Genomic DNA, 23,308 nt, shown 5'->3' on the forward strand with positions numbered 1-23,308 from the left:
GGTTAGGATTGCACCGCCTCACCGGGAGGCACCGGCATGCTGACGGGACGTCAGACCCTGGGCACCATCGAGCAGTCACTTGCCGATTTGCGCCGTGAAGAAGCCGAGCTGAGCAAGCGGATCGAGCGTTCGACCCGCGCCCTGACGGACCTGCAGGAACGCCAGAGCGAAGCCTACCGGGACCTTGCCCGGTTCCGACTGGATACCGACAGTGCCGGAGCACTCAACACACGCCTCGACAGCGCCGCACGGGAAGCCCGCAAGCTTCTGGACAAGCGCAATGCGGACTACAAGGTCCTGACCGACCAGTTGCGTCAGTGCGAAAGCGACCGCAGCCAGTTGCAGAAGAAGCGCGTCGAGCTCGATAGCGCCCGTGATGCCGCCGAAAACCAGATGGACGAGTTGATGGAGGCTGTCGACGGCCGTCTGGAAGGCGATGCCGGTTATCAGGCACAGCGCGAGAAGACAGAAGCCGCTCTTGCGACTGCGGAGGCAGCCGCCTCCAAGGCGGCTACATCCGAAAAGGACCGAAAGGAAAAAGGCAAGGCCTATGAGGCCGATCCGCTGTTCATGTATCTGTGGCAACGCGGTTTCGGAACACCGGCGTACGCGCACCGCGGTCTTGTGCGCTCGCTCGACCGATGGGTGGCCGGCCTTGTCGGTTTCAACGACGCCCGCGCCAATTTTGCGATGCTGACCAGCATTCCGGACCGCATGGCGCGCCATGCGGAGCGCTGTGCCGAAATCGCACTGGAAGAACAGGACAAGCTCGCGGAGTTCAGCCGCAATGCAATGACCGACGCTGCCGGAACGGATCTTGTCGGCACCATCGAAACCCTGAGCGCGGACATCGACCGTATCGACGGAGAACTCGACAATCTGGACAGGCGGATCGAAACGCTGTCCTCGGCCCTCGCCGAATTTTCCAGCGGGGAAGACACCGACTTCCAGAAGGCGGAGGAACATCTGTCCGTTTCTCTGCAGGCGGATGACCTCAAGGATTTGTGGCGCGCCGCGCTCGATACCCCCTCGCCCGAGGACGAGAAAATCGTTCAGCGGATCGAGGATCTGAAGGAGCGCATCGACCAGGTTACACGCGAGATCCGTCAGGACAGAGAACTGCAACGCGATATTGGCCGACGTCGTGCGGAACTTGCAGACGTCATCAAGCGTTTCCGTTCCAGCGGCTATGGCAGCTGGGAGTCCACCTTCTCTGACGAGAAGCTGACGACCGTCCTGTTGGGCGAGTTGGTCAAGGGTGCGATTACCGGTGCCGAATACTGGGCCCGCGCGGAGCGTTCGCACAAACGCCGCAAACCGAAGGGACGCCAGGTCGCGTTCCCCAACGGTTCGGGTCTTCCCAAGTCCATGGGAGGCTTCGGTGGCGGCTTTGGCGGAAGTTCCGGCAAACGGTCCGGTAGCAGTGGCGGCTTCGGCGGTGGTGGTTTCAAAGGCGGTGGAAGTTTTGGTGGTGGCGGTTTCAAGACAGGCGATACATTCTGACCTTCACCGATTGAAATCCCTGCCCCCGTGAGGCCACAAGGCTTCGTTAGGAGTGTTATGTCAGTTTACTGGCAGAAGATGGTGGCGGTCACATGCAGTTTTCTTGTGCTTTGTGAAGACGTGTTCTAGACCGGCTCTTAAGTTGACCATTTTAACCTTGGGACTGCCCATGCGACGTATCGTTTTATCCGCTTTTTGCGCTCTTGCTCTTGCCGCCTGCCAGTCCGGGTCCTCTCAGCGCCCCACACAGCCGGATCAGCCAAGGCTGGACGTGCCGGCCGGCGCGCAATCGGTAAATATCGCAGCCGATCCGGCAAGCGTGCGGTCCGCACTGGTCTCCAGTGCCCAGGAACGCGGCACCGTCGTACTGCAGGACCAGCCGAACATGGTGGTTCTGGAACGGCCGATGACCGGCGCGAACCCAGCGCTCGATTCCGAATTCGGCCCGTCCGACAACGGCCAGCGCGTGATCCGCATCCGGGTTCGCTTCACCGGAACGCCTTGCCAGACGCTGGCTGTTCAGGATCTTGCCGTGATCAACAACGTGCGCACGGCACTTGAGCAGAGCTTCGTTCTGCCGGGCAACCCGAACACGATGCAGAGCCTTCAAGGTCTGAAGTCGCGCGCCGAACAGGGTAGCTCCTGTCCGCCGGTTTCTTCCTGACGCATCAACAGTCAGTCTTGAAAATGACGAGGCGTGGCCGGGTTTCCGGCCACGCCTCTTTCATGCCGGCCTACTCCGAAGCGGATCACAGCAGTGGGAGACTTCCCTCACTCCGGACGCATTCACCGGCATGACTGTCGACGCGTCAGGCAGGCACAGCTTCAGCGGCGAACTGCTTCAGGAACTCTTCGCTGGGCGGGATCGGCTTGATCACGTCGATCAGCACTCCGTTCGGATCACACGTGATGAAATGGCGCTGGCCAAAGGCCTCGTCCCGCAGCACCTGCAGAATGGGTAACCTGTTCGCCTGGGCGGCCTCATAAACCGCATCGACATCCTCGACCTCAAAATTGATCAGAAGCCCTCCTGCGCCCCGGCCACGACCGGCTTCCGGAATGGTTTCGTGGTTCTGGTCGAGGATCGCGAGATTGACGCTTTCGTCCTCCTCCGACTGCAGGTGCACGTACCAGTCGGCTTCAAACATCGGCTTGAAGCGGAAATTTTCCGAATAGAACCGGGCAGTCTCCGCGACCTTGTCGGTCATGAGGACCGGATAATACTGGGTGCATTTCATCGTTTTTCTCCTGTTCCTCGCCAGATTCGGATGTGGATTGCCTGTTCCATCCGGCCTACGGCTGTTTCCGAGGCTTTCCAATCACCACAAAAAGACATACAGTCTGTATGTATTTTTCAACTAACATACAGGCTGCATGTATGCAAGACAAAAACTCCGAGAAGTCAGGTGAACGCCGTACACAGGCGGAAAGGCGCGCGGAAACGCGCAAGGCCCTGCTGGATGCGGCAAGGGCGCTGATCGTTGAAAAAGGCTATGCGGAAACCGGAACACCTGAGATCGTCAAGGCGGCAGACGTCACCCGCGGCGCGCTCTATCATCACTTTGCCGACAAGGCAGACCTGATGCGGGCGCTGGTCCACCAGGAATCGGAAGCGATCGCGGCGGAAATCAACAGCCAGACGAACACGGGCCAGACACCGCTCGATGCCTTCATGTCCGGCGCCAGCGCCTATTTCTCGGCCATGTCCGTTGCGGGCCGGGCAAGGATCATGCTGCTGGAAGGACCGACGGTGCTCGGGCTGTCGGAAATGGCGGAGATCGATCGCCAGACCGGCGGTGCCACGCTACTGGATGGCCTGCGGCATGCAGCCAATCACGGTGCACTGAAAGATATTCCCCTGGAGCCTTTGGCGGACCTGCTCTCTTCCGCGTTCGACCGCGCGGCGCTGGCAATCGCAAATGGCGGTGACAGGAAAGCGTATGAAGCGGCGACCCGCAAGCTATTGGCCGGCATTCTGGCAGACTGACAATCGGCTCTGATGTCGTGATCCTTCAAGACGGCCTTGCACCAACCTTCTATGGCTGGCGCCAAACCAACCGACCGGGAGACCCAAGTGATTCTGAGATACACCATCCTCTACGTCGAGAATGTCGCCGCCGCTCTCGACTTCTACGAGAAGGCCTTCGGGCTGGAACGTCTGTTCCTTCATGAATCCGGAGACTACGGCGAACTCGCAACGGGCGAGACAAAGCTCGCGTTCTCATCCAAAGCACTGATGAACCAGCTCGGAAAGACACCGGGCACCCCCGAACCGAAGTCACCTGTGTTCGAACTGGCGTTCGAGACGGATGACGTTGCAGCCTCCCTTGCCCGTGCAGTCGCCGCCGGTGCAAACAAGTTGCAGGATGCACGCGAGGAACCCTGGGGGCAGATCACATCCTATGTGAGCGATCCTTTCGGCTACCTCGTGGAGATCTGCTCGCCGATCCAGTTGCCCAGTGCTGGTTGAGACAACAGCGACAGGCTATCGGGGTCCCGGCGCAATTGCGCCGGTGACCGTCCGAACCAGCGCTGCAGGTCGCGCGTCATATGGGCCTGATCGCTGAAACCACACACAGCAGCGATCTCCACCAGCGGCACCTCCGTCGCCAGCAGTCCGGCAGCCCTGCGCGCTCGCGCGAGCAAGCGCCAGTATTCCGGTGGTGGCAGGCCCTGCTCCCGAAACCGCCTCTGCAGTGTTCTCACCGACACGCCTGCCTGTTTCGATGCCCGCTCGACGGTCGACTGTGGCAACGTCAGGGCAACGATCACGTCATCCAGGTCATTGGTCTCGTCAAGTGCGTTGCCGAGGATGTCTTCCACTCGTTCGCAGTCGCGTTCAATGGCCTGAAGAACCTCGTCCTCAACGACGCCACCCGGGCGCAACCGGAACCCCGTGATATGCGTCCCGGCCGCGAGTTCGGCGATGCGCGGCTGGAAATCGAGGTCCGTCAGCAGAACCTTTTCCCGCTTGCCCTGCTCACGCACCACCAGCACATCCCGGCAGCCATCCGGAAAGATCAGCGCATTTTCCGCTGTGTCGATCCGGTGATGCCATTTTTCAAATCTGACGGTGCCACTCATGCCCAACCTTTAGCAGGTGGCGGCAGCGCACGCGAGATTGTTCAACCTGGCGTGAGCAGCTGCAAGTAAACATCGATCGAAAATTCTGATTGAAAACACCACTTTCAATTCTCCTGATCAAATGTCATGAAGCATGGACCCACCCATTACTGACCGGTTCGGAGCCTTTGTGATGATCGAAAAGCTGGAGATGTTTCTCGCCGTGGCCCGGGAAGAACATTTCGGCCGTGCGGCTGAAAGCCTCGGCATCGCCCAGCCGACACTCTCGACAGGCATCAAGCAGCTTGAGGATCAGCTTGGTGTTCAGCTGTTTTTCAGAGGCTCCCGGTTCGGCGGTCTGACACCGGAAGGCCAGCGTGCCCTGGTCTGGGCCCGACAAATCGTGGGGGACGCCCGCCAGTTGCGCGAGGAGATGCGGTTCTCCCGCGATGGCCTGACAGGACAATTGCGCATAGCCGTCATCCCGACCGCCCTCACCTGGGCAGCCAAACTGACGACATGGTTCGGCAACAAGCACCCGAACGTGCGTTTCACCATCTTGTCGCGAAATTCGATGGAGATCCTGTCGATGCTGGAGAACCTCGATATCGATGCCGGCATTTCCTACCTCGACAATGAACCGACCGGCAGGGTCAGCACCGAACCGCTCTACAATGAAAGCTATATGCTGGTTTGCAATGAGGCTTCGTCCTTCGCTGGCAGAAAGTCGGTCAAATGGAAGGAGCTGGCCGAGGAACGGATCTGCCTTCTGACGCCCGACATGCAGAACCGGCGGATCATCAACCGTCATTTCGGTGAAGCCGGAATCATGCCGGAAGCCCGGATCGAGTCCAATTCCACGGTCGTGCTGGTGGCAAATGTGCTGGACGGCGGCTGGATAACCGTCCTGCCAGCGGACCTGGCAGAATTTCTGACAGCCGGAAAACCCTTGAAGACGATCCCTCTTGTCGGCGTTCACACCGGTCACACTGTCGGCCTCGTGGCCCCCTATCGCGAACCGCACACCCCGGTTTTGCGGGCTCTTCTGTCCGAAGCAAGGCGTATTTCCGAGGTCTGACCGGAAGTTAGCCGAAACGGTCAAATGATGCTCGATCGCGATTTTCAATCGATCAACGGAAAATCATTATTGATATCAAATCAAACTTAATGGTGTGATGCGCCTCGAAATATACGGGAGGACGCGCATGCCGTATGCGACGGGAGAGCCCATGGCCGAACAGATCTCGGCCGTGATGGAAGATTTTATTACCTTGGAAGGTCCACTTCTGCCCATGCTGCACGGCTTGCAGGCGGAATTCGGCTATGTGCCCCAGGCAGCGGTCGAGCTGATTGCAGAGGCGCTCAATCTGTCCAAGGCGGAAGTTCACGGCGTCATCTCCTTCTACCATGATTTCCGCAAGGCCCCCGCCGGGCGCCACGTCGTCAAGATCTGCCGGGCAGAGGCCTGCCAGGCCGTCGGCGGCGAAGCCCTTGGCGAGGCGGTTCTGGCGAAGCTCGGCCTGGACTGGCACGGCACAACCCGCAACGGTGCCGTCACTCTCGAACCTGTCTACTGCCTCGGCCTGTGTGCCTGCGCCCCTGCCGCGATGGTCGACGGCAAGGTCATCGGCCGTGTCACCGAAGATCGCATGACGCGTATCCTCCAGGAGGCCGGTGCATGAAGATCTTCGTTCCCCTCGACAGCGCTGCCAAGGCACTGGGTGCCGATGAAGTTGCCGCAGCAATTCAAATCGAAGCCGGCAACCGTGGTCTCGATGTCACCGTGGTGCGCAATGGCAGCCGTGGCATGGTCTGGCTTGAACCGCTTGTCGAAATTGAAACCGACGGCACCCGCAAGGCCTATGGCGCCGTCACAGCCGAAGACGTTCCCTCTCTTCTGGATGGCACGCTGGAAAGTCTCGGCACGGTGGAAGACATCCCCTTTTTCGCCCGCCAGACCCGGCTGACCTTTGCCCGTTGCGGACTGATCGATCCGCTCAGCCTCGCCGAATACGAAGCCCATGGCGGACTTGTCGGCCTGAAACGCGCTCTTGCTCTCAGCGAAGAAGAGATCGTTACGGAAGTCACCAACTCCGGCCTGCGCGGCCGTGGTGGCGCAGGGTTTCCCACGGGCATCAAGTGGGACACGGTCCGAAAGGCAGTTTCTGCGCGCAAATACATTGTCTGCAACGCGGACGAAGGTGACAGCGGCACCTTCGCCGACCGCATGCTCATGGAAGGCGATCCCTTCACGCTGATCGAAGGCATGATCATCGCCGGCCTCGCCACAGGCGCCACCAAGGGCTTCGTCTATATTCGCTCCGAGTATCCGGACGCCATCGCAGTCATGGAAGCCACTGTCAGGATCGGTCTCAAGGCCGGCCTGCTCGGCACGAACGTTCTCGGGTCCGGCAAGGCTTTCGACCTGGAAATTCGCACTGGCGCAGGCGCATACGTGTGCGGTGAGGAAACGTCCCTCCTCAACAGCCTTGAAGGCAAGCGCGGCATCGTGCGGGCCAAGCCGCCGCTGCCGGCGCTTGAAGGCCTCTTCGGCAAGCCGACCGTCGTCAACAACGTGCTCTCGCTGGCAACTGTTCCGGTCATTATGGAAAAAGGCGCAGAGTTCTATGCCGGGTTCGGCCTCGGCCGCTCCAAGGGTACCATGCCGATCCAGATCGCCGGCAATGTCCGCTACGGCGGTCTTTTCGAGACCGCTTTCGGCATGCCTCTGGGTGAGCTGATCAACGATATTGCCGGTGGCACCGCCAGTGGCCGGCCGGTCAAGGCTGTCCAGGTTGGTGGCCCCCTCGGGGCGTATATGCCCGTCTCCAAGTTCAACACGCCGTTCGGTTATGAAGAATTCGACGGCCAGGGTGGCCTCATCGGACATGCCGGTATTGTCGTCTTCGATGACAGGGCGGACATGCTGAAGATGGCCCGCTTCGCCATGGAATTCTGCGCTGTGGAAAGTTGTGGCAAATGCACACCGTGCCGGATCGGCGCTGTGCGCGGTGTCGAGACAATCGACCGGATCGATGCTGGCGATGCAGGGGCTGTCCACCTCCTGACGGATCTCTGCGACACGATGAAAGACGGCTCGCTCTGCGCGCTCGGTGGGTTCACGCCCTATCCGGTCATGAGCGCCCTTACCCACTTCCCTGAAGATTTTGCCCGCCAGAAGGAGGCCGCCGAATGACGGATCTCGCCAACATCCATGACGATCGCGACATGGGCACTCCGGCAAAGGAAGGCGCTCCGGTCACACTGACCATCGATGGCTTCGAGGTCACGGTGCCGGAAGGCACCTCGGTGATGCGCGCGGCCTCTGAAATCGGTCTTCAGGTTCCCAAGCTTTGCGCCACGGACAGCATCGACGCCTTCGGTTCCTGCCGCCTCTGCGTGGTCGAAATCGAGGGCCGACGCGGCACACCTGCCTCCTGCACCACACCGGTTGCGCCGGGCATGGTCGTTCACACCCAGTCCTCCAGGGTCAAGCAGATCCGCAAGGGCGTGATGGAGCTCTACATCTCCGACCATCCGCTGGACTGCCTGACTTGCGCTGCCAATGGCGATTGCGAGCTGCAGGACATGGCCGGCATGGTCGGTCTGCGTGATGTCCGTTACGAGCCGGGCCGCAACCACTTCGAACAGCGTACCTCTGTTGGGCCGAACCCGGAGTATATCCCGAAGGACGTTTCCAACCCCTATTTCGCTTATGACCCGGCCAAGTGCATCGTCTGCTCGCGTTGTGTGAGGGCCTGCGAAGAGGTTCAGGGCACCTTTGCCCTGACCATCGAGGGCCGTGGTTTTGAAAGCCGTGTTTCGCCGGGCGCGGCGTTCGACGATTTCCTGTCTTCCGACTGCGTGTCCTGTGGCGCCTGCGTGCAGGCCTGCCCAACCGGCACGCTTCAGGAAAAATCCGTCATCGAACTGGGAACGCCGGAACGTTCTGTCGTCACCACCTGCGCCTATTGCGGGGTCGGCTGTTCGTTCAAGGCTGAACTCAACGGCGACGAACTGGTGCGCATGGTGCCTTACAAGCACGGCAAGGCCAATCGCGGCCATTCCTGCGTCAAGGGCCGCTTCGCCTATGGCTATGCGACCCACAAGGACCGGATCCTCAACCCGATGATCCGCGACAGCATCGATCAACCCTGGCAGGAAGTTTCCTGGGACGAGGCCCTCAGCTTCGCCGCCAACCGCCTGCGCGGCCTGCAGGAAAAGCACGGCCGCAAGTCCATCGGCGTGATCACCTCCAGCCGCTGCACCAACGAGGAAACCTTCCTTGTGCAGAAGCTGACCCGGGCGGTCTTCGGCAACAACAACACCGACACCTGTGCCCGTGTCTGCCACTCGCCGACTGGCTACGGCCTCGGCCAGACCTTTGGGACCTCTGCAGGGACGCAGGATTTCGATTCCGTCGAACATACCGACGTCGTCATCGTGATTGGCGCAAACCCGACCGACGGTCACCCGGTCTTTGCCTCCCGCCTGAAGAAGCGCCTGCGTGCCGGTGCCAAGCTGATCGTTATCGACCCGCGCCGCATCAATCTGGTGAAATCGGCTCACATCGAGGCGTCCCACCATCTGCAGCTGCGTCCCGGCACAAACGTTGCCGTGGTAACCGCCCTCGCCCATGTCATCGTCACAGAAGGTCTTTTCGACGAAGACTATATTCGCGAACGTTGCGACTGGGACGAGTTCCTGACCTATGCCGACTTCGTTCGCGATCCGCGCCACAGCCCGGAAACCAGCGAAGGCCTGACCGGCGTTCCGGCGGAAGAACTGCGCAAGGCGGCCCGCCTGTTCGCGACCGGCGGCAATGGCGCGATCTACTACGGCCTCGGCGTGACGGAACACAGCCAGGGCTCGACCACAGTCATGGGCATCGCCAACCTTGCAATGCTCACCGGTAATGTCGGGCGAAAGGGTGTTGGCGTGAACCCGCTGCGCGGCCAGAACAACGTCCAGGGCTCCTGCGACATGGGCTCCTTCCCGCATGAACTTCCGGGCTACCGCCATGTGAAGAACGAGGACGTCCGCGCGATCTTCCAGGACATCTGGGGCGTTGAGATCGATGCCGAGCCGGGCTTGCGCATCCCCAACATGCTGGATGCCGCTGTCGATGGCAGCTTCAAGGGGCTCTATTGCCAGGGCGAGGACATTCTCCAGTCGGACCCCGACACCAAGCATGTGGCGGCCGGCCTTGCAGCCATGGAATGCGTCATCGTACACGACCTCTTCCTGAACGAGACCGCCAACTACGCCCATGTCTTCCTGCCCGGTTCCACGTTCCTGGAAAAGGACGGTACCTTTACCAACGCCGAACGCCGCATCAACCGCGTGCGCAAGGTGATGGCGCCGCGCAACGGCTATTCCGACTGGGAGATCACCCAGATGCTCGCCAACGCCATGGGTGCCGGATGGACCTATAGCCATCCGTCCGAAATCATGGCTGAAATCGCTGCAACCACGCCCTCCTTCGCCGGTGTGACCTACGATCTGCTGGAGGAAAAAGGGTCGGTGCAATGGCCCTGCAACGAAGCCTCGCCGGATGGCACGCCGCTCATGCATGTCGATGGTTTCGTGCGTGGCAAGGGCCGGTTCATTGTCACCGAATATGTGGCGACGGACGAGAAATCCGGACCTCGCTTCCCGCTGCTTCTGACCACCGGCCGCATCCTGTCCCAGTACAATGTCGGTGCCCAGACCCGGCGAACCGACAACGTTATCTGGCACGATCAGGATCTTCTGGAAATCCACCCGCATGACGCGGAAAACCGCGGACTGAAGGAAGGCGACTGGGTGAAGCTGGCATCGCGTTCCGGAGAAACCACCTTGCGGGCCCATCTCACCGACAGGGTCAGCCCCGGCGTCGTCTACACCACCTTCCACCATCCGGACACCCAGGCGAATGTCATCACGACCGACTTCTCCGACTGGGCCACAAATTGTCCGGAATACAAGGTGACGGCGGTTCAGGTCAGCCTGTCCAACGGACCGACCAACTGGCAGGAAGACTATGCCGCCCAGGCAGCTATGTCCCGGCGGATCCTGCCGGCTGCGGAGTAACTGGTGATGGATCGTCCGCTCTCCCGCTCCATGCCCGGCCGTGCCGTCCACGCGGACGGCCAGGTGGCGGTCGCGAGAAGCCTGCCGGAGGAAAGCCCTGTTGCGCTCGTCTTTGATGGCACCACGCAGGCGGTGATGATGGCAACGCCGGGCGATATTGCCGACTTCGCCGTCGGTTTTGCCCTGAGCGAAGGCATCATCAGCTCGGTCACCGAAATCGAAGCCGTCGAGGAGGTCTCTCATGACCGCGGCATAGAGGCTCGACTTTGGTTACGCGCAGACCGCTCGAAACGGCTTCTTGCCCGTCGCCGTGCCATGGCCGGTCCGGTTGGTTGCGGCTTGTGTGGCATCGAAAGTCTGGATCAGGCTCTGCGGCCATTGCCGAAGGTCGACGCAACAACAGTCCTGTCCCGCCTGGATGTGGCCAGAGCAACCGATGCGCTCAGCCGGCTTCAGCCGCTTCGGGACCAGACGCGCGCCACCCACGCCGCCGGTTTCCTCCAACCGGGCAAGGGCGTGGTCGTGGCGCGCGAGGACGTTGGCCGCCACAATGCGCTCGACAAGCTGATCGGCGCCCTTGCCCAAGCCGGGACCGCCCCCGCAACCGGCGCCTTCGTCCTCACCAGCAGGCTGTCGGTGGAACTGGTGCAGAAATGCGCCTTCGCCGGTTGCCCGGCCCTGATTGCCGCCTCGGCCCCGACGTCGACCGCACTCCGCCTCGCCGACGAGGCCGGCATAACGGTCGCCGCATTTTCAAGGGACGGCGGGTTTGATCTTTACGCGCATCCAGAGCGCGTCTTATCCGGAGTTGCAGATGTCGCCTGACAAGATGGTCTATATGGCCAACCAGATCGCCACCTTCTTCAAGACCCAGCCAGGCGTTGACCAGGCGGAGAAGGTCGCGAACCATTTGAAGGACTTCTGGGAGCCGCGCATGCGCGACCAGTTAAGAGCCCATGTGGAAGCCGGCGGTGCCGGTCTCGACGCGGTCGTCCTGGAAAGCGTGCGCAGGCTCTGACAGGAGGGTTTCCCTCTTCTTCGCCACGATACTGAAATTTGGAAATTCTGCCGCTGCGAATATGCGGCCCCATCCTTCGAGACGGACCTGACGGTCCTCCTCAGGATGAGGTCGAAAGGGAGATTTCGGCTTCGCAACAAATACAACGTCATCCTGAGGAAGCGCGAAGCGCTGTCTCGAAGGATGGGCCACAAACTCCGGCCTCTTTTCAAATAAGACTACCCGCCGGCAGATACCCCGGCCGCTCCGTTGCCCGCAAGCGCCCCATCCCCGCGCCGTTCCCGCCCCCGGTAACGGACAAAGGTCTCCAACCCGACCAGGGCATTCGTTTCAGACCCCTGAACCGATCTCGCCAGCAATCCGGCGAGATGCGCTGCCGCCGCGCTGGCGCCGCGAATATTCTCGCGCCCGGCAGCCATTGGACAGGCACCGAAGGTGGCCTGCGGCAGATCCAACTTTGACAGCTCCGCAGGGCCACAGCGGGCATCCCCCTGCACTGACAGGACGCCTGTAATTGCCGCCGGATAGGCGTTACCACCGCGCGCCGGAGCAGAACCGACAATCAGACTGCCCGCCTGCTGTAGCCGAGCCACTGCCACCGACATCTCGATGGAAGATCGCGCCATGCCGAAGGCACACAGGACAATGTCGGGTGGATCCTCAGCCAACCAGCTCAAGGCAGCGCAGATGGCGTCAAGCGTGGTCGAAAGCTGCCCCGGAAACACAACGGCGTTGAGAAGCAAAACATCTTCCGCATGAGTGCACACGGTCTGCGCCATCGCCTCCGCATGCCCTGAGGCAAGTTCAGCGGCATCCGGCCTGCAGAACCATTCCTGTCCCACCAGGCCCGGCCAGTCCCCCGGCAAGGCGCCGTCTATCAGCCCGACCCTGATCAAACCCCGACCTCTCTTGCTTGCAGCACCAGCTCACTGTCAAAGGTCCCATACCGTTCCGCATCCCCATGCGTGACGACAAGGCGGGTACGATCACAAAATCGGGTGTCAATCCGGGTCATGATCCGTGACACCCGGTCCGCATCAACCTCCGAAAGGCTTTCATCCAGGATCAGCACCTGGAACGGTTGCAACAGGGCACGGGCAAGACACAGCCGCTGACGTTCTCCGCCGGAAAGATCAAGCCCCCCCTCGCCAAGAGCCGTTTCAAGTCCCTTGCCAGAAAACCGGTCCTCCAGCTCCACGAATTGCAGAACGGCATGCATGTCTTCCTCGGCTGCCTCAGAAGACCCGAGACAGAGATTGTCCGCCACCGTTCCGGAAAAGACATGCCCCTTTTGCGGCACGAGGGCGACAACCGTGCGGAGATCTTGAAGAGAGAGATGACGTAAGTCCGTACCATCCAGAAGGATCGTTCCGGCCTTCGGGTCGTCATGGCGTTGAAGCAGCGACAGAAGCGACGTCTTGCCGATGCCGGACGGACCGCACAGCCGGATTTTCTGTCCTTTGGGGACGATGAGGCTAACATTCTCAAAAAGCGGCACGCCGCCATCCGGTGCATAGGCAACACCTGCCAGCACCAATTCACCACCACCGGCAGTCAGTGGCACAGGTGAAACCGGGTCCTGGACATCCGGTACGGCACTCATGATCCGGTCGAGCCGGTCGAGCGCCGCTTTCATGCGCGCCTGTCCGTGCCAGAGGGAAATGAGCGACTGCATCGGCCCGATCAGGAAGGCGAGATAGGCGGTGAAGGCGATCAGGGACCCGAGCGGCATGGTGCCGTCGATCACCGCGAGCCCGCCAACCAGAAAAACCGCACCACGCAGGAGCGCCGTCAGCACCATCGGCACCGCGCGCGTTACTTCGTTCCACATCTGAGCAGACATCAATGCTGCGACAAGGCCCTGTTGCCGTGTTTCGATCCGTTTTGCCGCAGCTCCGGTCGCATTCAGCGCCCGCAGCGCGGAAAGCCCGGTAATCGTCTCCGCAAGCCCGGATGCCAGCACACCGCGCGCTTTCCGTACCTCAGTTGCCTTCGCCTGGGTGACGGGTCGTGCACGGGCGAAAAACAACAGTTCGACCGGTGCCAGTGCCAGTGCAAGAAGAGCCAGCTTGGGCGCCAGCACAAACAACATGACCAGGCCGCCCACCAGTCTCAGAAGGCTGCCACCGCCGTTCACCAGCACGGCAAACGTGAATTGCTGTACTTCCCCGGCATCGCCATCAAGGCGGCTCATGAGTTCGCCGATGGATTGTTTCGCCTGCCAGCGGGGCGACTGGGCAAGGATCCGGTCTACGGCCGACCGGCGCAGGTCCTTCAGCAACCTTGCCGAAAACCTCAGGTGCAGCAAGGAATTCAGTGCGCCCAGCGCCAGTGCCGCCAGCCCAACCCCAAAAAGGATGGCCACAAAAACCACAAGCGCGTGCTTGTCGCCGGCCATCAGTCCCCGGTCGATGACAAGCTTGGTCAGGTAAGGCGGCACAAGCGCCGCACCTGCCGCCACAAGGGATAACAGGAACAGCATTGCCAGCGGCCAGCGGTATGGCGCGACCAGCGGCACCAGCCACGCCGCCTCACGAGTACCGAAGACCCGGTTGAACAACCCACGCAGCAGCGAAGGCCGGGTCGACATGGTCCCGGCCCGGTCTGCTCCTCTCAAGGAAACTGCCTGTTTCATCCGTGTTCCTTGTTTGCAACCTCCCCATTGTCATCCCCGCGAAATCGGGGGCCCGGTAATCACCGGCAATGAGATTGGAGCACTTCAGTCGCCACCAGGAATACCGGGTCCCGATTTGCCGCTGACGCAGCAAACCGGGACGACAACCGGGATCCTCGCAGGTTCGGTTCTCTCCTAGCTTCCGGTGCTGATCACCTGCATCGTACCGGCGGCCATGTCGCCGCCCGAAGGCAGGAGGATTTCACCGATACGTTCCAGGGTTTCTGCATCATAGACGCCAATGTCGTCATTGGTGCCGCCGACATAGATCTCCTTGCCGTCGGACGAGATGTTCACACAGTAATAGGTGTGTGGCAGGTCGACCCGCTTGATCAGCTCTTTCTTCTCGACATCATGCTTGGAAAGCTGGGTGTAGACACCGTAAAGCTTGCTCTTGTCGTTGGGGTCACGCACGGCGGAGAACATGATCACTTCCAGGCTGGCGAAATCCTGGATATCGCTTTCCCCAGTCGTCAGATCGACCGACTGGTACCCCCAGACGAAATCGGCAATCTCGCTCATCGACTCGTCGGTGAACTTGGCGGCCGAATAAAGCAGCATGAACTCGTCTGCCTGTGTACCGATGGGCCAGAAGGCAAGGACGTCCGGCGGAGAATAGGTCGGCCGGTCCCAGGTGGCATTCTTGATCTTGATGGAGATTTCGCCGGTCTTCGGGTCAATCGCATAGATCTCGTGCCCGGCGGCATAGAGCATGCCGTCACGCCCAGTTGCCATCACCGTCATGCGGCGCGGGCTGGGGAACGTGCGGGCCGGTTTGGCGTCAAGACCGGCTGCTGTCTCATAGACCGCAATTTCCGGTTCAAGAACCTCGTATCGGTCGGCAAGCAGCCGAACCGGATTGCGCACCGTGTAGACCTCCTTGCCATCCTTGGAGACGGCCAGCGAGGCGATCGACTTGCGCCGGATGTCGCTTTCTGACTGATGCGCGGAAAACACCGTCTCGCAGGTGGAAAGGTCAATACCGAACACATCCTCCCAGCGATTGCCGAGGATATAGGCGATCTTGTTGTCGGGCGAGACGACAATGACACCGGGGATCAGGTTGAAGTCGAGCTTGCAGTCGGTCTCTATCGTCCGTGCCTTGGCGTCGATCACGTAAAGCCGGTCGGGCTTTGCGGCCGTAACAATCAGATCCTTGGCGAGGGCCGGCAGAGCGGTAAGGCTCAAGGCCAGGGCTGCGCTTGCCGCAGCAATAAGGTTTCGCATCGGGTTTCTCCGAATATCTTGAAGGGCGTCTGCCGGTCAGGTTTCGCTGTCGGACGGGAAAACCGTTCCGAGCGAGCGCCAGTCCTTTCCGGCATTGTCGGCATCGGCGTTCCAGTCCCGATAGGAATTGATGGTGTCCGGCACCTGGGCCGGCCACCAGCAAGGGTCCGAGCAGCCGTAAAGATCGGCCTCCATCGGTTGGCACAGGGCGGCGACACCGCCGAACGGGTCGACTTCCCAGCCGGGATCGAGGGTCGATGTGCAGCCCACGACCACGGTCTGCATGGCCCGCACTTCGTCCATCTTGTCGGTTTCAACCGCAGTGACGACGCGGTCGGCTTTCTGGTTCAGGGGTTTCAAGTGTCTCATTTGCCGAATGCCCTCCGAGGCATGATGTGATCCGAAAAGAAGGCCGGAGCCCCGGCGATCAACTCGCCATAGACGCCAATGCCGAAATCCACCCAGTCGCGCATGAGGTCGCAATAGTGGTAGGTCGGCTTCATCGGATCGGAGAAATGGGCGTAACTCTCGTGGTAGCAGCCACCCGCGCAGATGTTGCGGATGCGGCAGGTGGAGCAGCCCTTGTCGGTGCGATCCGCCCGGTCCTCGATGAAACGGGCGAGCTTCTGCTTTTCGATGCCGCCGTCGACCGTGCCATAGGTCTCCATGTCGGACCCGGTGAACCGATGGCAGAGATTGAGACCGCCCTCGTGATCAACCGCCAGCATGCCGAGCCCTGCCCCGCAAGGCAGTGCCTTTGACCGGCCTTCGTAAAGGTCGTTCATGAGCTGGTGCATGTTGGAAAAGCCGATGTTGCGGCCAAGAAGCGCTTCATCGCGGTAGTGCCGTCCGAGCCGTTTCATCTCGTCGAACACTGTCTGAAGCTCGTCGCCGGTCAGGTTGAACGGCGCGATGGGACCGGAGGTCACCGGCGAGAAGCCGACTTCATGAAAGCCGATTTCGTTTTTCAGGTGATCCCAGATCTCGTAGACGGCAGTCACGCCATGGGTCAGCGTCACTCGCCCGCCGACCGGGCGGGAGGTGTAGCGTTCCAGCAGCATCCTGGTCTTGGAGGCAACGACGTTGTAGGTGCCCTTGCCACCGACTGTCTTGCGGTTCTTGTCGTGAAGCGCCTTCGGCCCGTCCATCGAAACGGTCAGACCGAACCGGTGGGCATTGAGCCAGTCGACGATCTCCTCGGTCAGCAGCGTCGCGTTGGTCGTCAGGGTAAAGTCGACACGCTTGCCGAGATTGCCGAAGCGGTCTTCCGCATAGGCAACAACTTCCTTGATCAGGGCCAGGTTGCTGAGCGGTTCGCCGCCGAAGAAGACAACATTGTAGCTGTCCCGGTCGGGGCTTTCCGCCAGCAATAGTTCGATCGAGCGCTTCGCCGTTTCGAACGCCATGCGCCGGCCCTTGGACGGCGTATCCAGATCTTCCTTGTAGCAATAGGTGCAGGAAAGATTGCAGCCCGTGTTGACGTTGAGAACGATCGTCGTCAGCGGGAAGTTCTGGATATGGATAGGCGGCCGTTCCGCCCGGGGCGGGCGGCCGTCGGTGATGATGTCGAGATCGAGAAACGAACGGATCCGCTCTGTCACCTCGAGCGGATCGACCCGGCCGCTGAACCGTTCCCGGACATCGGCTTCGGAAACCCTGGTCCGGTCTCTGAAGAGGTCGATCACGTCATTGTCGAGCCGGTCGATCTCGAACAGAGATGTCGTCGGCACATGGAAGAGCAGATGGCGTCCGTCCACTTCGACCCGGTGCGCATTCTGCGGCTGAAAAAAGAGATATCCCATGATTACAAACTCCTGTTTCAGCGAATCGGGGGATCGTTCCAGCGCTGCACCGTGACGATGAGCTGACCTTCGCCGGTCGCCTCGCCGCTGGTTGCCAGCACCTTCAGATTGCCCGCATTGTTGGTGGAGAACGGACGCTCGGTATTCGGACCTGCAACGCCAGGCATGAAGATGCCGAGCGTTTCATCCATCACGCCTGCATATTCCGTATCTTTCAGGTGCTCGGCCTCTTCGTTGAAAGGCGCAACCGACCAGGATGCCGGCACGGAGCCGATGCGGATATCGTCCTCGGTCCCCGGCTGACCGTCCGGACCATTCCAGTAACCGACCGCATCGAAGCGGGCGGGAACCTTGCCGGCAGACCCGCCACCGCCGCCGACACGGGCAACGGCAAAGGCCGGCTCCACCTTGAGGCTGTCGACATGGCTATAGACCGCCAGCGTCTCATCCGTGGTGGCGTCTCTGGACGCAACGGTGATCAGGCCATCGGTATCCGCCGCGGGAGAGACTTCAATTGCGGATCCATAGGCGTTGGTAGCGCCGCCGGTGGCTTCAAGCGCACCGCTGAGGGCAACATCGCCAAGCCCTGTGCCGACGATCTGGACCGTAGCGCTGCTACCGGCCGGAACCGTGGACGGAACGACGCCGACGATCGCAGGAGCACCGCCAGCCCTGGCCGCCCTGAACGCGCCGCCGAGGCTGTCTTCGGCATGCAGGAACTGGCGGCCGCTCAGGCTGCTGCCGTCTTCGGAGATCGCCAGGATCTGCCGGTACTTCGTTCCGCCAATGTCCAGGTTGGCGCGCCATTCGTAGCCGGTATAGACGTTCAGCTTGCCGGAAAGAGTCAGCTCCTCGCCACCGACGGTCATCAGCGTACCGGAAACCGTATAGGGCTGGCTGTCACCGGAAACCTCAAGCGTGCCATAGGCCTCGCCCTTCTCCGGCAGGCTGGTTGCGAACACCCAGCCTCCAGCGGCCTCCGGCTTCTGTGCCTCCAGCCACGTGTTCCAGGCGTCGGACTCGAGCGGATAGCGCTCGGCCAATAGCGGCACCACTTCCTCGCGGGCCAGTTTCAGCCATTCACGATCACGCCCGAGCGCCTGATATTCCAGTGTTGGCCATTGACCGACATGGAAATCGATATGGAGCGCCCATTCCTCCTGTGTGCGCCGCTGAAGCTTGAAACGAGCGGCTGAATGGCAACGAGAGCACATTTCGCCGAGCGGGGCCTCGACCTCTTCCATATGCGCAGGTTCACGTTCCAGAACGTAACGCAGCCCTTCGGTCTCGCTGGGGGCAAGACCTTGCGTGTCCGATAGGTAGTGCACCAGCTCGCTCTGCACGGCAGGCTCTATTTCCATGCCATGGAAGAGCCGCATGCGCACGATGGTCATCAACCAGCCTTCCGGCGTCTTTCGCTGACCGCTGATGCGGCTGAGCGCACCATTGTCGTCGGCCATGTGACAGCCGCTGCAATTTTCTTCCAGAAGCGTGGCACCGTCCTGCGCCCCCGCCGGAAGAGGCATCAGAAGCATGAGCCCGGCAAGGCCGGCCAGATGCCCCTTTAGCATTCGTTTGATCATGCTGTTTCCCTCGTTTTGGTCTGCTGTTGTTTTGTGCGGCTCAGCGAGCCTTGCAGTAGTCCGCGACTCTCAAGCCAGCCGAAGGCGGCCTTGAGCGCGGGAGACGGTGCGCCTGGCGGTGGCTGCGCCAAGGCGGAAGACGGAAAGAAAGGCTTCAAGTCGCCCACTGGAATGCCCGCGACATAAGCAACGCCGCCGGGATCCTGCGGCGTCACCAGCACTTCGCGCTCGACCAGGCGGTTATTTTCGACGACAACGCGCTTGTGCAGGCTGGTCTCGAACACGGTCGGATGGGAAGGTTCGTCATCCGGCCATGAGCCCCGTTCCGCCCAGAAAGGATTGCCGGAAAGGCCTGTTTCCAACCGGTAGAAATCGCGCCCGGTTCGTGCCTGACGCCAGAAGGTTTCCACGACGCGGTCCCGGTAGAACCGGGTGGCAAGATGGCTTCCTTCATCCAGGTTCTCGACAATGGTCAACACGCTCGGCACCGCAGAAAGCGCGGACGACAGGGCCCAGAACAGGCCGTGCCCGGACAAGGGATCGATAGCAACCGCGGCATCGCCAACCGGGATGACCGGCAGCTTCAACCGGGGAGCTGCCAGAACAAGACCAGCCGAGCGGGCAATCAATGGATCCTGGAAGACGAGGTCAGAGAAGCGGCCAGCAAGTTGGTCCTGGGAAAGGAAACGGGCCATTCGGTCCCGCAAGGCTGCTTGTCCGGCTCCAGCGAGATCATCCGCGCCAACGGAAATCTGCAGCCAGCGGCCAAAACCCGGATCTTCCGCCACCCAGAGCCAGCCTTCAGGGGTGGCCTCCACATGGGTGCCGGCGGCACCTGCAGCTTGCGTGGCCAGTCCTGCAATTGCCAGGGTTTGCGGTCCCTTGAGGCGCTGGGCGGTAGAAGTCTGCCGTCCGCGTGCGTCGATCAACAGGCGTGCGCGAACCTCCTCACCAGTCGTAAGCTTCAACACGACGCCCTGCTGTTCGTCGGATTTCAGGATCCGGCCAAGGCGCGCCTGCCGGGTCTGTGCGCCTGCCTCAATGGCTGCACGCCTCAAGGCCTCGTCGAAGACATGGCGTCGAACCAGCCGCTCGCCATTGGCCGTTCCGGTGAGGCCAGCCCATGTCACGTGTCGGGGTAAGGGGTCGCTGGCAGCACCCAGCGTGTTGCCAAGTCCCTTGGCAATAAGAAGCTGCGCCACCCGCTCCCCGAGGCCTTCCAGCCTGGGCCGGCAGGTTGCCGGGTCGATCAGGAGCACGCTGAGCCCGGCACAGGCCAGCTCACGCGCTGTGAATGCACCGGCGGGTCCACCGCCGGCCACTGCCACATCGATGCAGGTCACCAAATCTGTTCCCTCGTCCGGACGCCCAAGTTTTCAAGGTGCTGAACCGGATCTCTCTGTACCTGCCATTAGAGAGAGGGCTTTTTCGTACTTCTCGACAATTTCGGCCAATCTTTGCCGGCCTATTGAAATCCCGAACTGGTCAATTGCAACAACTCCGGAACTCTGCTGTAGTTGAAGCTTCCACTTACCGTTTACTGCGGCAGGTGGGCCAAGCGGGACTTTCGGGAGAGGCGGGGGTCATGCCAACAGGTGCCACGATCATCGCAGGCGCCTTGAGCGGTCTGCAGTCAATGCTGATCGACAAGGGGCTGGAGCCGGCAGCTCTGGGACGCCAGAGCGGCGTGCCTGTCGACGCCTGGCAGGACGCACACTTCGAAATCCCGCTTTATGCGTTTGTCGAAATCTACGAGCACGGCGCCGCCATGCTTGGCCAACCCGGCATCGGCTGGCAATCTGGCCCCAGGCTCAACCTTCACGACCTCGGCGAACTGGGCGAAGCCCTTCTGACTGCGTCCACCGTCGGTTCTGCGTTGCGAACGTTCGAACGCTTCATCAAATTCATCCAGAGCGAGACGGATCTGCAGCTGACCGTCGAAGACGGCGTTGCCACCCTCACCTACCGTATCCTCAATCCGGATATCTGGCCGCGCAGGCAGGATGCGGAATTCACGCTTTCCGTCCTGACAGAGCTCATCCGGCGTGGTGCCGGACCCAACTGGCAACCGGACCTCATCTGCTTCGAACACACGGCGGCGCGCCCGCTGTCGATCTGGGCGGAAACCGCGGGCAGCTTCTGCCTGTTCGACTGTGAAACGAACGCGCTCAGTTTTCCAGAAAAGGTCCTGTCCGCCCCAATGCCACGCGACAGTGGCGGTGGCCATCGCAACGCCCTTGCCAGCTTGAGCGAGGCACTTGCCAACAAGGCCCGCACCAAGTCTTTGACCGCACGCACACGCACAGCCATCTACGAAGGGCTCGGCGCCGGGACGTCCGACCAGGAAGCCGTTGCCCGGCGCCTCGGCTTGTCGCGCCGCAGTCTGCACAGACATCTGGGTGAGGAAGGCTTGCGCTTCTCCACGCTTCTGGACGATTGCCGCTACCGCATAGCCCGCCATGCCCTTGTCGACACCAGTCATTCCCTGGCGCAGATCGCTTTCGAACTGGACTATTCCGACCAGACCGCCTTCGAGCGGGCGTTCAAGCGCAAGACCGGCATGACGCCGAAGCAGTATCGGCAAAGCTACGGCCGAACGCCTGCGCGGTAGCTGACGCCTGAAAGACAGACCAACGACACGTATCTCGCCTCCACGCCACTTACGGCGCCCCTGCAAGTTCGGGATGCGAATAGGCCTGCGGATAAGGCATTGGCCGGAACGGCCCTAGCGGCACGACGTTGTTCCAGGAGCGCCCGAAATACCCCTGCCTGCAATGGACAAGTGAAGAACTGTCGGCAACACCCGGCAATGCATGCACCCGGCACAGCCAATGCCAGAGATTGGGATAGTCCAGGATCCGCGCGCCGTTCAACTTCATGCGCACAAAATAGACCGGGTCGTGCCGATAAAGCGTCGGAAACAGCCTCAGATCGGCTTCCGTAAAGCTCTCCCCGGTGAGAAACGGTCCACCATTCGCTGCCAGCCGGTCTTCCAGCTCTGCCAGCATGGTGAAGTAACTTTCGTATGCTGCCGCATAGACGCTCTGGTCGGAAGAAAACCCGGCCTTGTAGGCGCCATTGTTTATGCGTGTGTAGATTGCCTCGTTCAGGGCATCGATCTCCGACTGCAAATCCACATCGTTCGGATAAAGGTCAGGCCTTTTTTCCTGGACAATCGCACTGCCCAGCGCCCCGGCATGCGCGTTGAGCATGCGGATGATCTCGGCGCTTTCGTTGTTGACGATGCGCTGTTGCTTCTTGTCGTAAAGAACCGGGACGGATCGTTCATCAGATCCTTCGGCGCGGTATATCTGTTGCACCAGGCGCAGCCCCTCGCCCGTCGCCGTTTCCTCAGTGCATTCCGGCAAGGGCGTCCCCGTCAGGCTCGCAATCCGTCCGGGATTGAATTCCCAAAGGTTCTCCCCTGCCGGATCGTCTTTTTCAGTCCGGCCCGGAAAGGCGACATCCATGGAAACGCCGGACTGAAGCCCGAGGATGTTTCGGGCAAGCGTTACACGGTGGCACCAGGGGCAATTGAGCGCCACAAACAGATGATATCTCCCGGGTTCGGCCGGGAAATCCGCATCGCCGATAGCAGACCGAAAGCCGCTCACGCCGCGCACGAACTCTCCTTGCGCACGTCGGCCGGCCGCATCAGACTGGTTTTCTTCCTTGGACAAATCGGCATTCGGCTTGGGCATCGTCTTCCTCCGGGGCTGTCAGTCTAGAACCAACTAGCAGCCGGGAGCAAAATCGCACCCGGCCGCTTGTTGCTGTTATCCGCGCAGGCGATGGTGAAGAATGATCGGCACTGCCAGTTCCTCTTCATCACTCAGGTGGCGCGCCAGCAGGCTTTCAATCGTCCCGGTTACCGGCTGCAGCTTGCCGGCTTCCTCGCGCGCCTGCGCTTCGTCCAGCTGGACCAGCTTGATGGCGCGATTGGCGGTTCGCGAGAGCTGGAACAGCATCGTATCCAGCGCCCCGTGGTCCTTCTCCAGGATCTCCAGTCCCTTCTCGAAACGCGGGTCGGCCTCACAGAGTTCCGGAAAGTAGCTCTTGTCTTCCCAGGTGTGGTGGCCATGGAGATTGCGTACCAGCAGATCGCCGTAACGAGAGAGCCTTGCAGCAAAATCGTCCGGGTCTCTCAGCTTCTCCAGATAGGCTTCCGTTTCGAGACGAACCAGTTCCGCCAACTGCCGGAACATCACATGTGCCCCCAGCCAGTTGCTGGTTTTCTCCTTGAAACCGGGATGTGCCTCCCAGGTATCGCGCGGATACGCATCCAGCAGAATGCGCATGTCCGCGGGCATTTCCGTGGTGCGAATTTCAATATCTGCGTTCATGACGTTTCCAATCTGATTGTTGG

At 61.1% G+C, this 23,308-nt stretch carries 22 protein-coding genes; 11 read left to right on the plus strand and 11 right to left on the minus strand.

Annotated features, from left to right (window positions below; translation table 11 throughout):
- Positions 1–36 precede the first annotated feature (36 nt).
- Positions 37–1,503 carry a hypothetical protein gene (locus Q666_RS50035; RefSeq protein WP_023000798.1) on the plus strand — a complete coding sequence of 489 codons (1,467 nt, stop codon included), beginning with the start codon at positions 37–39 and terminating at the stop codon, positions 1,501–1,503.
- Between the two features lie 169 nt (positions 1,504–1,672).
- Entirely contained in the window at positions 1,673–2,167 is a 495-nt protein-coding gene (locus tag Q666_RS50040; RefSeq protein ID WP_023000797.1) for a hypothetical protein, read from the plus strand.
- Between the two features lie 145 nt (positions 2,168–2,312).
- Here the strand turns inward: Q666_RS50040 and Q666_RS50045 are convergent, their stop codons facing one another.
- Positions 2,313–2,741, minus strand: a complete 429-nt coding sequence (locus tag Q666_RS50045; RefSeq protein ID WP_023000796.1) for a VOC family protein — start codon at positions 2,739–2,741, stop codon at positions 2,313–2,315.
- Positions 2,742–2,881: 140 nt separating this feature from the next.
- Between Q666_RS50045 and Q666_RS50050 the strand changes: the two genes are divergently transcribed.
- Both Q666_RS50050 and Q666_RS50055 read left to right on the plus strand, forming a co-directional pair.
- On the plus strand, positions 2,882–3,490 hold the full coding sequence (locus tag Q666_RS50050; RefSeq protein ID WP_023000795.1) for a TetR/AcrR family transcriptional regulator: 609 nt from the start codon (positions 2,882–2,884) through the stop codon (positions 3,488–3,490).
- 87 nt (positions 3,491–3,577) lie between these two features.
- Positions 3,578–3,973 (plus strand): VOC family protein, encoded by a 396-nt coding sequence (locus Q666_RS50055; protein WP_031269217.1) that lies wholly within the window; start codon positions 3,578–3,580, stop codon positions 3,971–3,973.
- On the opposite strand, the gene Q666_RS50060 is transcribed toward Q666_RS50055, so the two are convergent.
- Positions 3,925–4,587 carry a helix-turn-helix domain-containing protein gene (locus Q666_RS50060; RefSeq protein WP_023000793.1) on the minus strand — a complete coding sequence of 221 codons (663 nt, stop codon included), beginning with the start codon at positions 4,585–4,587 and terminating at the stop codon, positions 3,925–3,927. The genes Q666_RS50055 and Q666_RS50060 overlap by 49 nt on opposite strands.
- 172 nt (positions 4,588–4,759) lie before the next feature.
- On the opposite strand from Q666_RS50060, the gene Q666_RS50065 reads away from it, so the two are divergent.
- From Q666_RS50065 to Q666_RS50090, 6 genes are all read left to right on the plus strand, one after another.
- On the plus strand, positions 4,760–5,644 hold the full coding sequence (locus Q666_RS50065; protein ID WP_031269215.1) for a LysR family transcriptional regulator: 885 nt from the start codon (positions 4,760–4,762) through the stop codon (positions 5,642–5,644).
- Between the two features lie 151 nt (positions 5,645–5,795).
- Entirely contained in the window at positions 5,796–6,248 is a 453-nt protein-coding gene (locus Q666_RS50070) for a formate dehydrogenase subunit gamma (protein ID WP_023000791.1), read from the plus strand.
- Complete coding sequence (locus Q666_RS50075; protein WP_023000790.1) at positions 6,245–7,762, plus strand: NADH-quinone oxidoreductase subunit NuoF; 1,518 nt, start codon at positions 6,245–6,247, stop codon at positions 7,760–7,762. Before Q666_RS50070 ends, Q666_RS50075 begins: the two co-directional genes overlap by 4 nt.
- A 32-nt stretch (positions 7,763–7,794) precedes the next feature.
- Positions 7,795–10,638, plus strand: a complete 2,844-nt coding sequence (gene fdhF / locus Q666_RS50080) for a formate dehydrogenase subunit alpha (RefSeq protein ID WP_208984291.1) — start codon at positions 7,795–7,797, stop codon at positions 10,636–10,638.
- A 6-nt stretch (positions 10,639–10,644) separates the two neighbouring features.
- Positions 10,645–11,463, plus strand: coding sequence for a formate dehydrogenase accessory sulfurtransferase FdhD (gene fdhD, locus Q666_RS50085; RefSeq protein WP_023000788.1), 819 nt, complete (start codon positions 10,645–10,647; stop codon positions 11,461–11,463).
- Positions 11,453–11,656 (plus strand): formate dehydrogenase subunit delta, encoded by a 204-nt coding sequence (locus tag Q666_RS50090; RefSeq protein ID WP_023000787.1) that lies wholly within the window; start codon positions 11,453–11,455, stop codon positions 11,654–11,656. The genes fdhD and Q666_RS50090 overlap by 11 nt, the downstream gene beginning before the upstream one ends.
- 218 nt (positions 11,657–11,874) lie before the next feature.
- Here Q666_RS50090 and Q666_RS50095 read toward each other — a convergent pair whose 3' ends face one another.
- The 7 genes from Q666_RS50095 to Q666_RS50125 form a co-directional block, all read right to left on the minus strand.
- Positions 11,875–12,552: a hypothetical protein gene (locus Q666_RS50095; RefSeq protein WP_023014534.1), complete on the minus strand. Its 678-nt coding sequence runs from the start codon at positions 12,550–12,552 to the stop codon at positions 11,875–11,877.
- Complete coding sequence (locus Q666_RS50100; RefSeq protein ID WP_031269209.1) at positions 12,549–14,291, minus strand: ABC transporter ATP-binding protein; 1,743 nt, start codon at positions 14,289–14,291, stop codon at positions 12,549–12,551. Before Q666_RS50100 ends, Q666_RS50095 begins: the two co-directional genes overlap by 4 nt.
- Before the next feature lie 174 nt (positions 14,292–14,465).
- Positions 14,466–15,557, minus strand: coding sequence for a quinohemoprotein amine dehydrogenase subunit beta (gene peaD / locus Q666_RS50105; protein ID WP_023000784.1), 1,092 nt, complete (start codon positions 15,555–15,557; stop codon positions 14,466–14,468).
- Positions 15,558–15,593: 36 nt separating this feature from the next.
- Positions 15,594–15,926 (minus strand): quinohemoprotein amine dehydrogenase subunit gamma, encoded by a 333-nt coding sequence (gene qhpC / locus Q666_RS50110; protein ID WP_006932572.1) that lies wholly within the window; start codon positions 15,924–15,926, stop codon positions 15,594–15,596.
- Complete coding sequence (peaB, locus tag Q666_RS50115) at positions 15,923–17,359, minus strand: quinohemoprotein amine dehydrogenase maturation protein (protein WP_023000783.1); 1,437 nt, start codon at positions 17,357–17,359, stop codon at positions 15,923–15,925. The genes qhpC and peaB overlap by 4 nt, the downstream gene beginning before the upstream one ends.
- 17 nt (positions 17,360–17,376) lie before the next feature.
- Entirely contained in the window at positions 17,377–18,942 is a 1,566-nt protein-coding gene (peaA, locus tag Q666_RS50120; protein WP_031269205.1) for a quinohemoprotein amine dehydrogenase subunit alpha, read from the minus strand.
- Positions 18,939–20,285 carry a lycopene cyclase family protein gene (locus Q666_RS50125; RefSeq protein WP_023014535.1) on the minus strand — a complete coding sequence of 449 codons (1,347 nt, stop codon included), beginning with the start codon at positions 20,283–20,285 and terminating at the stop codon, positions 18,939–18,941. Before Q666_RS50125 ends, peaA begins: the two co-directional genes overlap by 4 nt.
- 242 nt (positions 20,286–20,527) lie before the next feature.
- Between Q666_RS50125 and Q666_RS50130 the strand changes: the two genes are divergently transcribed.
- Positions 20,528–21,553 (plus strand): AraC family transcriptional regulator, encoded by a 1,026-nt coding sequence (locus Q666_RS50130; protein ID WP_023000780.1) that lies wholly within the window; start codon positions 20,528–20,530, stop codon positions 21,551–21,553.
- Positions 21,554–21,602: 49 nt separating this feature from the next.
- Here Q666_RS50130 and Q666_RS50135 read toward each other — a convergent pair whose 3' ends face one another.
- Positions 21,603–22,643 carry a glutathione S-transferase C-terminal domain-containing protein gene (locus tag Q666_RS50135; RefSeq protein WP_023000779.1) on the minus strand — a complete coding sequence of 347 codons (1,041 nt, stop codon included), beginning with the start codon at positions 22,641–22,643 and terminating at the stop codon, positions 21,603–21,605.
- A 75-nt stretch (positions 22,644–22,718) separates the two neighbouring features.
- Positions 22,719–23,285, minus strand: coding sequence for a hemerythrin domain-containing protein (locus Q666_RS50140; protein ID WP_023000778.1), 567 nt, complete (start codon positions 23,283–23,285; stop codon positions 22,719–22,721).
- Positions 23,286–23,308: the final 23 nt, after the last annotated feature.

The sequence above is a fragment of the Labrenzia sp. C1B70 genome (assembly GCF_000475395.1).
GTDB classification, from domain to species: Bacteria; Pseudomonadota; Alphaproteobacteria; order Rhizobiales; family Stappiaceae; genus Roseibium; species Roseibium algicola.

Excerpts from the sequence above, each read along its gene's own strand:
- Q666_RS50035 (WP_023000798.1), top strand. The coding sequence starts at position 37 with ATGCTGACGGGACGTCAGACCCTGGGCACCATCGAGCAGTCACTTGCC.
- Q666_RS50040 (WP_023000797.1), top strand. The coding sequence starts at position 1,673 with ATGCGACGTATCGTTTTATCCGCTTTTTGCGCTCTTGCTCTTGCCGCC.
- Q666_RS50045 (WP_023000796.1), bottom strand. The coding sequence starts at position 2,741 with ATGAAATGCACCCAGTATTATCCGGTCCTCATGACCGACAAGGTCGCG.
- Q666_RS50050 (WP_023000795.1), top strand. The coding sequence starts at position 2,882 with ATGCAAGACAAAAACTCCGAGAAGTCAGGTGAACGCCGTACACAGGCG.
- Q666_RS50060 (WP_023000793.1), bottom strand. The coding sequence starts at position 4,587 with ATGAGTGGCACCGTCAGATTTGAAAAATGGCATCACCGGATCGACACA.
- Q666_RS50065 (WP_031269215.1), top strand. The coding sequence starts at position 4,760 with ATGATCGAAAAGCTGGAGATGTTTCTCGCCGTGGCCCGGGAAGAACAT.
- Q666_RS50070 (WP_023000791.1), top strand. The coding sequence starts at position 5,796 with ATGGCCGAACAGATCTCGGCCGTGATGGAAGATTTTATTACCTTGGAA.
- Q666_RS50075 (WP_023000790.1), top strand. The coding sequence starts at position 6,245 with ATGAAGATCTTCGTTCCCCTCGACAGCGCTGCCAAGGCACTGGGTGCC.
- fdhF (WP_208984291.1), top strand. The coding sequence starts at position 7,795 with ATGGGCACTCCGGCAAAGGAAGGCGCTCCGGTCACACTGACCATCGAT.
- fdhD (WP_023000788.1), top strand. The coding sequence starts at position 10,645 with ATGGATCGTCCGCTCTCCCGCTCCATGCCCGGCCGTGCCGTCCACGCG.
- Q666_RS50090 (WP_023000787.1), top strand. The coding sequence starts at position 11,453 with ATGTCGCCTGACAAGATGGTCTATATGGCCAACCAGATCGCCACCTTC.
- Q666_RS50100 (WP_031269209.1), bottom strand. The coding sequence starts at position 14,291 with ATGAAACAGGCAGTTTCCTTGAGAGGAGCAGACCGGGCCGGGACCATG.
- peaD (WP_023000784.1), bottom strand. The coding sequence starts at position 15,557 with ATGCGAAACCTTATTGCTGCGGCAAGCGCAGCCCTGGCCTTGAGCCTT.
- qhpC (WP_006932572.1), bottom strand. The coding sequence starts at position 15,926 with ATGAGACACTTGAAACCCCTGAACCAGAAAGCCGACCGCGTCGTCACT.
- peaB (WP_023000783.1), bottom strand. The coding sequence starts at position 17,359 with ATGGGATATCTCTTTTTTCAGCCGCAGAATGCGCACCGGGTCGAAGTG.
- peaA (WP_031269205.1), bottom strand. The coding sequence starts at position 18,942 with ATGATCAAACGAATGCTAAAGGGGCATCTGGCCGGCCTTGCCGGGCTC.
- Q666_RS50130 (WP_023000780.1), top strand. The coding sequence starts at position 20,528 with ATGCCAACAGGTGCCACGATCATCGCAGGCGCCTTGAGCGGTCTGCAG.
- Q666_RS50135 (WP_023000779.1), bottom strand. The coding sequence starts at position 22,643 with ATGCCCAAGCCGAATGCCGATTTGTCCAAGGAAGAAAACCAGTCTGAT.
- Q666_RS50140 (WP_023000778.1), bottom strand. The coding sequence starts at position 23,285 with ATGAACGCAGATATTGAAATTCGCACCACGGAAATGCCCGCGGACATG.